The sequence below is a fragment of the Occultella aeris genome, assembly GCF_902703175.1.
Taxonomy (GTDB): Bacteria; Actinomycetota; Actinomycetes; order Actinomycetales; family Beutenbergiaceae; genus Occultella; species Occultella aeris.
Map to the genome: position 1 here is coordinate 26,101 of NZ_CACRYJ010000004.1, position 12,553 is coordinate 38,653.

At 71.6% G+C, this 12,553-nt stretch carries 11 protein-coding genes; 6 read left to right on the forward strand and 5 right to left on the reverse strand.

The window, feature by feature from the left end; all coding sequences use genetic code 11:
• Window positions 1–44 precede the first annotated feature (44 nt).
• From HALOF300_RS00330 to HALOF300_RS00345, 4 genes are all read left to right on the forward strand, one after another.
• Window positions 45–1,220 carry an FAD-dependent monooxygenase gene (locus HALOF300_RS00330; protein ID WP_156738665.1) on the forward strand — a complete coding sequence of 392 codons (1,176 nt, stop codon included), beginning with the start codon at window positions 45–47 and terminating at the stop codon, window positions 1,218–1,220.
• A gap of 105 nt (window positions 1,221–1,325) precedes the next feature.
• Window positions 1,326–2,477 (forward strand): substrate-binding domain-containing protein, encoded by a 1,152-nt coding sequence (locus tag HALOF300_RS00335; RefSeq protein WP_197522189.1) that lies wholly within the window; start codon window positions 1,326–1,328, stop codon window positions 2,475–2,477.
• Between the two features lie 305 nt (window positions 2,478–2,782).
• Window positions 2,783–5,983: a sugar-binding protein gene (locus tag HALOF300_RS00340; protein ID WP_197522190.1), complete on the forward strand. Its 3,201-nt coding sequence runs from the start codon at window positions 2,783–2,785 to the stop codon at window positions 5,981–5,983.
• A gap of 93 nt (window positions 5,984–6,076) precedes the next feature.
• A complete protein-coding gene (locus HALOF300_RS00345) occupies window positions 6,077–7,042 on the forward strand; it encodes an acetylxylan esterase (RefSeq protein ID WP_156738668.1) in 966 nt (321 codons plus the stop codon).
• Between the two features lie 58 nt (window positions 7,043–7,100).
• On the opposite strand, the gene HALOF300_RS00350 is transcribed toward HALOF300_RS00345, so the two are convergent.
• Window positions 7,101–7,517 (reverse strand): hypothetical protein, encoded by a 417-nt coding sequence (locus tag HALOF300_RS00350; RefSeq protein WP_156738669.1) that lies wholly within the window; start codon window positions 7,515–7,517, stop codon window positions 7,101–7,103.
• Window positions 7,518–7,568: 51 nt separating this feature from the next.
• Window positions 7,569–8,009 (reverse strand): hypothetical protein, encoded by a 441-nt coding sequence (locus HALOF300_RS00355; RefSeq protein ID WP_156738670.1) that lies wholly within the window; start codon window positions 8,007–8,009, stop codon window positions 7,569–7,571.
• A gap of 168 nt (window positions 8,010–8,177) precedes the next feature.
• Between HALOF300_RS00355 and HALOF300_RS00360 the strand changes: the two genes are divergently transcribed.
• Entirely contained in the window at window positions 8,178–9,716 is a 1,539-nt protein-coding gene (locus HALOF300_RS00360) for a threonine/serine exporter family protein (protein WP_197522191.1), read from the forward strand.
• Between the two features lie 91 nt (window positions 9,717–9,807).
• Entirely contained in the window at window positions 9,808–10,563 is a 756-nt protein-coding gene (locus tag HALOF300_RS00365) for an SDR family oxidoreductase (protein WP_156738671.1), read from the forward strand.
• A gap of 10 nt (window positions 10,564–10,573) precedes the next feature.
• On the opposite strand, the gene HALOF300_RS00370 is transcribed toward HALOF300_RS00365, so the two are convergent.
• Genes HALOF300_RS00370 through HALOF300_RS00380 form a run of 3 tightly spaced genes read right to left on the reverse strand, consistent with a single transcriptional unit; the run spans window position 10,574 to window position 12,520 of the window.
• Window positions 10,574–11,002 carry an EF-Tu/IF-2/RF-3 family GTPase gene (locus HALOF300_RS00370; protein WP_156738672.1) on the reverse strand — a complete coding sequence of 143 codons (429 nt, stop codon included), beginning with the start codon at window positions 11,000–11,002 and terminating at the stop codon, window positions 10,574–10,576.
• A 36-nt stretch (window positions 11,003–11,038) separates the two neighbouring features.
• Complete coding sequence (locus HALOF300_RS00375; protein WP_156738673.1) at window positions 11,039–11,944, reverse strand: aminoglycoside phosphotransferase family protein; 906 nt, start codon at window positions 11,942–11,944, stop codon at window positions 11,039–11,041.
• 9 nt (window positions 11,945–11,953) lie between these two features.
• Window positions 11,954–12,520, reverse strand: coding sequence for a phosphoribosyltransferase (locus tag HALOF300_RS00380; RefSeq protein WP_156738674.1), 567 nt, complete (start codon window positions 12,518–12,520; stop codon window positions 11,954–11,956).
• Between the last annotated feature and the right edge of the window lie 33 nt (window positions 12,521–12,553).

The window sequence follows — 12,553 nt, forward strand, 5'->3', positions numbered from 1 at the left end:
CAAGCGTCTTGCACGTGCGTCTAAGACATACGTACCATCATGTCATGACCACGATCCTGATCTCCGGCGCCGGCATCGCCGGCCTCACGCTCGCTCACTGGTTGCGCCGGCACGGCATGGCGCCGACACTCGTCGAGCGCTCCCCGTCACCACGCGATGGCGGCTACAAGGTCGACATCCGGGGCGCCGCGCTGGACGTCGTCGAGCGCATGGGCCTGCTCGACGACGTCCGCGCCCACAGCACCGATATCGGCCGCGGAACGATCGTCGACGCCGCTGGCCGCAGCGTCGCGAGCATGGACGGTGACACGTTCGGGGGACGTGATCACGACGACGTCGAGCTTCGCCGGGGTGATCTGACGCAACTGCTCCGTGGCGCGGCCGCGGGGGTCGAGTGCCGCTGGGGCGACTCGGTCGTCGCCCTCGCCGAGGCCGGCGACGGCGTCGAGGTCGTGTTCGCGCGCGGTGACACCAGGCGCTTCGACTACGTTATCGGCGCCGACGGCGTGCATTCCGCCACGCGCACGCTCGTCTTCGACGAACCCGACGCCTTCCACGACCTCGGCTATCGCGTCGCCGTCGTCGCCGTCCCGAACGACCTGGGCCTGGACCGTGAGGAGGTCACGTACGTCGCGCCCGGGCGCACCGCCCTCGTCTACAGCACCGCGCAGTCGACCAAGGCAACCGCGATGTTCCTGTTCGCCGACGACCGTCCGATCCCGGCGGATCCCAAGAGACTGGTGCGGGAGGTCTACGCGGACCAGGGGTGGGAGTTGCCTCGCCTGCTCGGCCACGTCGAACGCGCCGACGAGGTCTACCTCGACGCGCTCGCCCAGGTACACCTGGCGCGGTGGTCCGTGGGCCGGGTCGGGCTTGTCGGTGACGCGGCCTACTGCGCGTCGACCGCGTCCGGCCAGGGGACCAGCATGGCCATCGTCGGCGGCTACGTGCTTGCCGGGGAGCTGGCCACCGGCGGTGGTCTCGCCGGTTACGAACGCGCCATGCGCGAGTTCGCGCGCCGCAACCAGGCACTCGCCTCGCCCAACCTCAGCCGCATGGTGCTGGGCAGCGTCCGGCAGGTCCGGACGGCGCTGACCATGCTGTCCGTGCTCGGCAGGCTGCCGGGCCGGGACCGGCTGGCGGCGCTCGCGATCCGTCCGATCCACCGTGCCGCGAACGCGATCGAGTTGAGGGACTACGCATCTGAGGTTGCGCGGTAGCGCGGCCGGGGTCGCCGGCCTCGTCTACTCTGGCTTTAGCCTTTTTGACGTGTCAATTGGGTTCGGATGTCAGGTCGTTCGTGGCCGTCCAGCGGGAGGTGGCAGGTGAGTGCACGGGACGGGGACCCGCGGGTCCCGCTCTATCAGAACGTGAAGTCGGAGCTGCTCCGCGCCATCGCTGCGGGCGAGTACACACCAGGGGAGCCGTTCATCACGCAGCGCGAGATTCGCGAGCGGTTCGGCGTCAGCAACACGACCGCCGTCAAGGCGTTGAACGATCTCGTCGTCGACGGACTGCTGGTGCGCCGGCGCGGCAAGGGGACGTTCGTCGCCGAGGGCCCGAGGACGACCCGGTCCGACGAGGACGGCGCCGACGCCTCGATCATGTGTGTGCTGTCGCTGCTGCACGACCGGAGCCCGCACGCCGCCCGACTGATCCGCGGTGTCGAGGCCGTGTGCGCGGAACTCGGCTACCGGATGTTCCTCTCGGACACCAAGGGCGATCCCGACCTCGAGGAGCGGGCGCTGCTGCGGGCCGCCCGCGGCGGCGCCGCCGGGGTGGTGCTGTATCCCGTGGAGGGCCGGGCGCCGCTGCCGGCCCTGGAGGGGATGCGCCGACGGGGCGTCCCGATGGTGATGGTCGACCGATACCGGCAGGACGTCGTCGCCGACGCGGTCGTGGCAGACAACTTCGCCGTCGGCTTCCAGCTCACCGAGCACCTCGTCGCCGCCGGCCACACGCGCATCGCGGTCCTGTGGGAGGAGACGGACTCGACGAGCGTCCGGGACCGGCTGGCCGGGCACCTGCAGGCCTTGCAGCGGCACGGCATCCGGCAGCGCCGCGAGTTCTCGGTCCTGCGCCCCTACCTCGGCCCGCCCGCCGACTCCCGGATCGAGACGGTCCGTGACTTGCTGGCGCTGGCCGAACCGCCCACGGCGATCATGTGCGCGAACGGATACGTGCTCGCGGGCGCGGTGCACGATCTGACCTCGCTCGGGGTGCAGATCCCCGACGAGATCGAGTTGGCCGGCATGGACGACGGCGGACCGCTGGAGCTGCCGCCCCTGACGCTCGTCTCGGCGATCCTGCCGTCGGAGGAGATCGGCCGCCGGGCGATGACGATCCTCGCGCGCCGCATGGCCGAGCCGGACGGCGGAGACGTGGAGCACGTCGTTCTCCCGATCGGCATCCGGGTCCGGGACTCCTCGACCGGCCATCTCCGGGTGGTTCGCACGCAGGCGCCCGGGCCGGGCTGACGAACCGAAGCGAGTGCGCGCGATCGCGGTCATATCTCGAGATATGAGCGGGAATCTGCGCACTCGCGTGCCTGAGGTTGCCGGAGAGGACCGGGTTGGCTATTGACACGTTAATAGGTCATGGGCAGGATTGGTGACGCCGTCCGATCAGCGTTGTCCTTCGGTTGCACGCGTCACCGCCGGCAAGTTGGACACCGTCGCGGCACGGCCACAGCCCGGCACCTGCCGAAGCTGCCTGACCGCCGAAGGTTCGCGAAGGAGCGTCCGCAATGAGACCGTCCAGACCACCCGGGATCACCCGAGGGGTGAGACGCCCACTGGCCATCGCGGCCGCCGCCGCGGTGGGCGCGGCCGTCCTGGTCGCCCCCGCTGTACCCGCTGCGGCCGATGACGCCGTCGTCACCGCCTCGGTCACCTTCGACGACCCGCCGGTCAACGAAGGGATCACCGTCCGGACCGGCGACGCCGGCCGAGGGACCTGGCTCGAGGTCGGTGGCCTACCCGCACTGCAGACCAACCCCGCGATCGGCAACACCTACATCTACAACGACATCGACGACACCCTCATCAACGGTGGCACCAACACCGTCCGGATCACGGTGGAGTACTACGACGCGGCCATCTCCGGCGGATCCTGGGACGTGACCTACGACTCGGCGACCAACCCGTGGCGGGCGCTGCCCGCGGTCCCGCTCACTGGGAGCAACACCTGGCGGACCGAGGAGTTCACGGTCACCGACGCGCGACTCTCGAACCGTGAGAACGGTGCGGACCTGCGGATCGGGACCGGCACGTCGGCGATCGCCTTCCGCAGCGTGACCGTCGAGCGGCTCGTCGACGCCCCGGCCCTGAGTCTGCGGACGCCCGGCAACATCTTCGTCACCGGCACCCCACCGAAGATCGACTTCACCGCCGCACCCGACGCCCGGGTCGACTACCGCGTCTACGACGTAAACAACAACCACGTGACCCAGGGCGTCGCCACCAACACCGACGGCGCCGGGACGATCCAGATCGGCACGCTGCCCGAGGGCTACTACCGGCTCCAGGCGACCGCGACCATCAACGGCCAGGCGTCCCTGCCGGCGGAGACGACGCTCGCCGTCGTCGCTCCGCAGCCGGACGCCGCGAACTCCCCGTTCGCCGCCGCCGTGTCGCACCGCCAGCTGCCGCCCGGCAGTGCCCCACTGGCCGCATTGGCCGGTGACTCCTACTACAGGCCCACGCTGACCTGGGCCGGCATGGAGCGCACCGCCGGCGTCTACACCTACCCGACGGCGTGGCAGCAGCAGACCATCGAGGCCCGCGACGCGGGCCTGGCGCCGATGCCGATCTGCGCCTACACCAACCCGTTGTACGACAACGACGCCACCCCGCACACCGACGCCGGACGGGCGGCGTTCGCCGACTACTGCGTCGCGGCGCTCGACGGGTACGTCGACCTCGGCAACCCGGCCCCCGCCGTCGAGGTCTACAACGAGTTCAACGCCGGCTTCGGCGACCGCGGCGACGGCCCTGCGAACTCCCTGCCGGAGTACTACTTCCCGCTGCTGCAGGCGACCTACGAGGCCGTGAAGGCGGAGCACCCGGACACGCTCGTGGTCGGCCCCGCCACGAGCTGGCCGGACCTGGGCTGGCTGGAGACCCTGTTCGCGCTCGGCGCCCTCGACTACATGGATGTCGTCTCCGTCCACTACCCGGGCGACCCACCCGAGGCGGCCGTCGCGAACCTCGAGGCCGTCGACGCGCTCGTCCGCGAGTACAACAACGGCGAGAGCAAGCCCATCTGGGTCTCGGAGTGGGGCTGGTCCAGCCGGACCGGCAGCGTCGACGAGCACACCCAGGCGTCCTACGCCGCGCGTGCGGGCGTCATCGGGCTGTCCCAGGGGGTCGAACGGAACTTCTGGTACGACTTCAACAACGACGGTCTCGACCCGGCCGACCACGAGAGCAACTTCGGTCTGCTGCGCAACGCCGCCGACCCGCTGGGAGCGCTGACGCCCAAGCCGTCCTACGCCGCACACGCCACGATGAGCCGGTTGCTCACCGGTGCGACGTTCGAGGGTGCGCAGGAGGTCGCCGACGGGGTCACCGCGTACGAGTTCGCCACCGCCGGTGACGACAACCTCCTCGCGCTGTGGTCCACGTCCGGACCGCGGACCGTCACCATCGAGACCCGGGTGCCGGAGACCGTCGTCGAGATGTCCGGCCAGTCGCGCACCCTCACCCCGTATCTGCACGGAGTGGAACTGACGCTCACCGAGGATCCCGTGTACGTGATCGGCTCCGCGGACGCCTCCGACGTGACCGACGGCGGCCAGTTCACCCTGACCGCGGCCGGCCCCACGCTCGCCGGCGACGCCATCCAGCTCACTCTGGACGTGGACAAGATCGGCGGACCGCGAATGGAACTGGCCGTCACCGTCAACGAGCGCACCGTCCCGGTGCAGGTCACCTCCGGGCAGGCGTCGGTGCAGATCCCGATCAGCATCCGGGACACCGGTCTGCTCGGCACCCGTGGCCTGGTCGCTCTCGTCACGAACAACGGGACGCCGGTCGCCCGGCTGACCGCCGAGATCGAGGTGCTCTCCACACCGATCACCGTGTCCGCCGGGCATGCGCTGCGGGAGGACGCGGACGTGCTGTCGGTCTCGGTGACCAACCAGGTCGCGACCGACCAACCGGTCGGCGACCTGGCGTGGCAGCTCGGTGCAGGCAGCGGAACGGAGACGATCGGGACGCTGGCCGCCGGACAGACCGTCACGCTCGACATCCCGACCACCGGGCTCACCTCGCCGGGCACCCACCCGTGGTCGCTGAACCTGGCCATGCCGGACGCCGACGCGATCACCGAGAACGGTTCACTGGTCCTGGTCGACCCGGCGGCGGTGACCGCACTGCACCAGCAGACGATCACCGTGGACGGCGTCCCCGACGATCTGAGCGGGATCACACCGATCGATCTGGACGCCGACGGCGAGGTGCGCCAGATCCCCGACTGGGGTGGCGCCGCAGATCTGGGCGGCGACGTCTGGTGGACCTGGGACCAGGACAATCTCTACCTGACGGCGGCCATCACCGACAACGTGCACGCCCAGCCGGGCCTCAACGACACGATCTGGACCGGTGACAGCATCCAGTTCGGTGCCGTCGCCGGTGCGCCCGGGGAGGACCTGACCGGCTACTACGAGTACGGCCTCGCGCTGACCACTCAGGGTCCGCAGGTGTTCCGGTGGAACGGCGGCGGCGGCATCCTGCCCAACGGGCCGGTGGACGCCGTCGACCTCGCGGTCAGCCGCGACGAGGCCACGCAGACCACGGTCTACGAGATGGCGATGCCGTGGAGCGAACTCGCGCCGTTCGACCCCGCCGACCGGCTGCTGGCGCTGTCGTTCCTCGTCAACGAGAACGACGGTGCCATCCGCCGAGGATGGTTGGAATGGGGCTCCGGGATCGGGATGGGCAAGAACCCCGCGCTGTTCCCGAGCACCCGGCTCGACCCGTAACACCACGCGACGGGTGGGGCATCCGGAGGGTTGCCCCACCCATCGCATGCCGGCCCTGGCATCCTCGCTCCGACCCCCTTCGAAGGAGAACCCATGCTCGTCGACATGCCACTGGACCGCCTGCGTGCCTACCGGCCCGATCGCGACGAGCCCAGCGACTTCGACGCGTTCTGGGACGCGACGCTGACACAGGCACGGGCCGCTGCGACCGAGCCCGCCTTCGCCCGACTCGACTCCGAACTGGTCACCGTGGACGTCTTCGACGTCACCTTCAGCGGATACGCCGGCCAACCGGTCAAGGGCTGGCTGCTCATCCCGCGCCACCTCGACGGCCCACTGCCGTGCGTCATCGACCACATCGGCTACAACGGCGGCCGGAGCCTGCCCCATGACTGGCTGGCCTGGAGCGCCGCCGGCTACGCCAACCTGGTCATGGACGTGCGCGGCCAGGGCAGCAAGTCCGGGCTCGTCGGCGCCACGGCGGATCCCGACCCGGTCGGCGCACCGCAGGTGGGCGGGTTCCTGACCCGTGGCATCACCGACCCGGCCACCTACTACTACCGGCGGCTCTACACCGACGCGGTGCGCGCCGTGGACGTCACGCGCGCCCATCCAGGCATCGATCCGCAACGGGTCTTCGTGGCCGGCGGCAGTCAGGGCGGCGGCGTTGCGCTCGCCGTCGCGGGCCTCGAGCCCGGGCTGGCCGGGGTCATGATCAACGTGCCGTTCCTGTGCCACATCCGCCGCGCCACCGAGATCACCGACGCCTCGCCCTACTCGGAGATCACGTCCTACCTCCAGACGCACCGCGCCGACGTCGAGCAGGTCTTCCACACGCTGAGCTACTTCGACGGCGTCAACCTGGCGGCGCGAGCGAGTGCACCCGCGCTGTTCTCGGTCGGGCTCATGGACGCGACCTCTCCGCCGTCGACCGTGTTCGCCGCCTACAACCACTACGGGGCGCAGGACAAGGAGATGGTCGTCTGGGCCTACAGCGGACACGAGGGCGGGCAGGCCCAGCAACGGGCCGAGATGTACCGGTTCGCCCGGGAGCGCTGAGCCGAGCGCGAACTCGGGTCGTGTCGAGGGGCGGCACCCAGCGGCCCGGGCCGTCGCTTCAGAAGTAGCTGCCGAGACCCCAGACGAGCGTCGTTGCCAGACTCCCGACGAGGTGGCTCGCACCGATGCCCGTGCCGGCACCGGCCGCCGCCTTGGGGCCGGGGTTGCGGAGCCCGATGATGCCGAGGATGACGGCCCCGATGGCGGCAGCCGTGCCCGCGAGGTTGGGGATTCCACCTCCGAGGCCGACGGTGCCGGGGCTCCAGCCCTGACGGATCAGGATCGACTGGATGATCGTCCCGACGAGCGACAGGACAACGGCCACGACCCCGAGGATCAGCGAGATCCGGCCCTGGGGGTTGTTCGTCGAGCCAGGGTTCAGGATCGAGTCCGGAGCGTACGGCGATCCCGCGGCCGGATAGTCACCGGGGCGCCAGTTCCCGGGTGGGGTGGGCCCGGGGGCGTTCGTGCTCATGTGGGGTTCCTTCGTCGTCGTGGATGGGTGTCCAGCAGGGCCGCCGGCCGCTCACCACAGGGAAAGCGCCAGCGAGGTGGTCACGCGCGGGACCAGCCAGAGCACCACAAGAGTCAGCCCGATCCCGGTCCCGATGCCGGCCGCGCCGCGGGGGCCACCCCGACGCAGTGCGTAGATCCCGGTGCCCAGGGCACCGAACGCGAGGATCAGCTGGAACCAGCCGCCGACGCGGAGTACCTGGAAGACGGCCCGGCTGTAGGAGCCGGTGCTGAAGGCGACGTTCTCCGCGACCTCGTAGGCGATCCAACCGACCAGCGCGACGAACCCGAGCACGAGGGCGGTCCGCCCGGCGGGGTTCGACGTGGCCGCCGAGCCGCCGAGGGACACCGGTGCGTACGGGGACGCGGCCTGCGCGTACGGGGACGTGGGATCGGGTGGTGGGTCGCCGGGGCGCCAGCCCAGGGGCTGTGCAGAACCTGTCGGGTCACTCACATGGACTCCTTCGTCGTCGGCCCGTTTCCCCGACAGGGAACCAACCCGGCGTCGATCTGTCGAGGACCTCGGTGGGCAGGAGTGCCCATCGCGGGGAGCGCCGGCCCGCCGGTGGCCCGGCGCCGTCCAGAGCCGCCCTGGTCAGCCGCGATCGCGTACCGTCGAGTCGTGGCCGATCAGACCCCAGGAGACGACGCGTCGCCGACGCCGACCGGTGCGCTCGGCGAGCCGCTGACGGGACAGATCCCAGCCGCTGGTCCCGCGACCGGTCCGGTGCGCAAGTCGGCCCGCACCCCCACGGTGTGGAGCGTGCCGCAGCGCACCCTGCGGGCGCGGGCTCGCCGGGCGATGGCCGGGGACGGGCCGCCGACCGTGACGTTCGCGATGGTCCGCAAGGAGTCAGGCCTGACGGCGGAGGTGGAGCGGTCCGTCCTCGACCTGGTGCTGCGCACCGGGGAGGTCATGATCGCCACCGGCGCGCCGGTCGCGGACACGACTGCGGTGATGCTGCGGCTGGCCGCGGCGTACGGCGTCACGAACTGCCAGGTGGACATCACGTTCATCTCGATCACGGCCTCGATCGACCGGGACGACGACCCGGTCACGAAGGTCCGCGTCATCAACGTGCGCACCTCGGACTACAGCCGGCTCACCGATGTGACCCAGCTCGTCGACGAGGCCGGCGCCGGTAATTTGTCCCTCGAGGCCGCGCACGAGCGGATGAACGTCATCCTGACCTCGCCGCACCCCTACCGGCGCTCGGTGGTCACGGTCGCCCTCGGCATGATGGCGGCCGGTGTCGCCGTGCTCCTCGGCGGCGGCCTCCCGGTGGCGGCGGTCGCCGCGGCCACCACGATGGTCATCGACCGGTCCCTGCGGTTCCTGCGCAACCGCGGCCTGCCGTACCTGTTCCAGCAGGCGCTCGGGGCAGGCATCGCGACACTGGTCGCGCTGCTGATGCTGTGGGGCAAGCCCTATCTCGACATTTCCGACCAGATGCTGCCGCCGTCCCTGGTCGTGGCGTCCGGGATCGTGGTGCTGCTGGCGGGCCTGTCGCTCGTGGGTGCGGCGCAGGACGCGATCTCCGGGTTCCCGCTCACCGCCGCGGCCCGGTCCTACGAGGTGGTGCTGTACACGGTCGGGATCGTCATCGGCATCGGGTTCGTCCTCGATGTGGGACGGCGGTTCGGGGTGCCCCTGAGCATCAGCGACGTGACCGGCGTCGCCACCGCGCTACCACTGCAGATCGCGTGCGGCGCGGTGATCGCCGGAGCGTGGTCGGTCGCCTCGTACACGCGGATGCGCACCGTGCCGGTGGTGATGGGCGTCGGCGCGCTGGCCTCGGCCTCCTACGCGGTGTTCCTCGCCCTCGGCATGGGGCCGGCCGGCAGTTCCTTCGGCGCCGCCCTGGTGGTCGGGTTGCTCTCCGCCCTGGTCCAGCGCAGCATGCGGACGCCGTCGATGGTGATCGCCGTCTGTGGCATCACCCCGCTGCTGCCCGGCCTGGCGATCTATGCCGCGATGTTCGAGTTCGTCGATTCCGGGGATGTCATCACCGGCGCGGTGCGGCTGATCGCGGCGCTCTCGATCGGGCTCGCGCTCGCGGCCGGGGTCACGCTCGGGGAGTTCATCGGCACCCCACTCGGTCGCAACGCCGACCGCTGGCAGCGCAAGGTGCAGGCCAGGGCCCGCGGCACCCGGATCTGACATCGGAACGTGACCTTCGCCGACCGCGTGTGCGGTGGCGAGTAGCGCGGGAGGCGCCCATCATGGTTGGAGGCGACCAGGGAGGGCAGCAATGCGGATCGTCGTCACGGGGGCCTCGGGGGTGCTCGGCACGCAGGTGGTCCACCGCGCCCGCGAACTCGGTCATCACGTGGTTCCTGCGAGCCGGCGCTGGGGCGTCGACCTGTCCACGGGAGAAGGGCTCGCGGCGGTGCTGGCCGGAGCCGACGCCGTGGTCCACACCGCCTGCAACCCGCGCCGCGCCCGGCTGGTCGACGTCGACGGCACCGTTCAGCTGCTCGCCGCGATCGCGACCATGGCCAGCCCGCCGCACCTGGTCTACGCCTCCCTCGTGGGCTGCTCGACCTCCACCGCGCCCTACGCCCGCACGAAGCGCGCCGTCGAGACCCTCATCGAGGACAGCGGCCTGTCGGCGACCATCGTCCGGTCCACCCGGTTCCACCCCTCGGCCGCGTTCCTGGCTCGGGCCACGGCCCGCGCGCACCGTGACGTGTCGCCGGCGCCGGCACGTCCGGTCGACCCGGCCTGGGTCGCCGCCGAACTCGTGGAGTACGTCCTCGGCGGGCGCCCGGACGGCTGCATGCACGCGCCGGACCTCGCCGGGCCGGAGATGCTGACGACCGACCAGCTGGCCGACGCGGTGCTCGCCCACGACGGCCGGCCACACCGGTTCCTGCGGCTACCCGGGCTCGGGGGCCCGGCCCGGGCCTTCGCCACGGTCGCGGACCTGCCGGGTCCCGGCGCCCTGCTCGGCGGGGCCTCGTTCCGTGACTGGCTCGGGCAGCAGCCGCTGCCGATCAGGCGCTGATCCGGGCGGGTCACCGGCCGGCGACGATGTCTCCCCGCTGCACCTGATCCTTGCCGAGCCCTTCCATGAGCAGACCGACCCGGTCGCCCGGGCCGGCCTCTCGGCGCAGGCGCCGTGCGGACTCGACGCCGGTGACTTCGCTGGAGACGACGTGGACGCCGTCGCGGATGATCGCGACCTGCTGTCCGGTCCGCGCCACACCGTCGGCCAGCGTCCCGGTCACGACCGTGCCGCGGCCGGTGATGGTGAAGGCATCCTCCACGACCAGGCTGAAGGCGCCCGGGACCGCCCGGGGCGGCGTCGCCGCCACCGGCGGACCGAAGTCCGACGGCGGAGCAACGGCGGGTGGGCCCGTCGCCGGCGCCGGGGGTCCGTTCACCTCGCGCAGGTAGGTGTCGACGGTCGAGGCGCTGTCGCGGTCCTTCTTCTTCCAGAACACCCGCTCGAGGCTGACAAGCGACGCCGCATCCGCCCCTCACCGGGCGAGGTTGGCGTCCGGGGCGTCGAGCAGTTCGGTGATCGCGTGCGTTCCGATCGCCGCGAGCTCGGCGTTGTCGTCGGAGTGTTCCGCGAGGGCGGTGGCCAGCACCAGCGCCCACCCGCGGGCCCGGGCCCAGACGGCGTCGTCGACGCCGGTGCGCAGCGAGTACCGCACCACGAACTCGGCCCGGCCGGCACCGTCGAAGGTGAGCCACGCCGTCGCCAGGTCCGTGGCCGGGTCGCCGGAGGTGACGTCGCCGAAGTCGACGACGGCGCTCAGCCGGCCGCGCTCCACAAGCAGGTTCAGCGGATGGAGGTCACCGTGCAGCCACACCGGCGGCCCCGCGTGCACGGGGGCCGCCAGCAGCGTGCGCCACAGCGCGGAGAGCTCGTCGCTGCGCGGCACGTGACCGGACGCGAGCCGTCGGGTGACCGCGGCGTCCCTGGCCGCCAGCGGCACGCCCCGCACGGGATTGGGCGGCGCCCAGTCGGGCGCGGGTACGTGCAGGTCCGCGAGGAAGTCGGCGAGGCCGGCGGCCCAGAACCAGCGGGCCGCGACCGCCTGGCCGATGGCCGGGTGCCCCGGCAGCCAGCGCAGCACGGACCAGGGCCAGGGGTAGTAGTCGGTCGGTTCGCCGGCCAGGCGCGGGCTCGGGACGGGCACCCGGACCAGCCGGCGGATCGCCGGCAGGCTCAGCTGCTCGTGGCGCACCAGGTCAACGGCGGCCGCACGCCGGGGCAGGCGCAGCACGAAGTGTTCGCCCGCGCGGATCATGACGTTGTCCCAGCCGTTCGCGACCGTGTGCAGGAACGCCGTCGCGAGCTCGGGGAACTGGTCGGTGAGGAGGCGGCGGGCGAGGTCGGTGGTGATCTCCACCTCGGCCGGGGGCATGTCGGGCATCGGCCGAGCTCAGCCGTTCTCGCCGGGCGCATCGGAGGAGCCGGTGACCGGCGGCTGGGCGGACCACGGGAACGAGATCCACCGGTCGGTCCGGCGCCACGTGTAGTCCGGCTCGATCACCGACCGCGGCTTCGTGTAGAGCACGGCGCTGCGGGCTTCCACGGGCAGGTGCTCGCCGGCCTCGATCCGGCCGTCGCCGTCGAGGTCGATCGGCAGGCCGCGCTGTAGCAGGTCCATGACCACCCGGAGCGTGTGCCCGGAGTCCGCGACGTCGTCGACGACGAGGACCTTGGCGTCGGCAAGCACGGTGGTGTCGAGCAACGGGGGCAGCACCACCGGTTCGGGCAGCGTCTCGGCGACGTCCGTGTAGAACTCGACGTTCATCGTGCCCATCGCCTTCACCCCGAGCGCGTACGCGATCGCACCCGCCGGCACCAGCCCGCCGCGGGCCACTGCGATCACCAGGTCTGGCATCCACCCACTCGCGACCACCTCGCGCGCCAGTTCACGGGCCGCCTCACCGAACCTGTTCCAGGGCAGGACTTCCAGGGCAGGGGTGCGCGGGGACTCGGACATGGGCCAAATGTAATGGAGGTGGCGCGCGTGCCG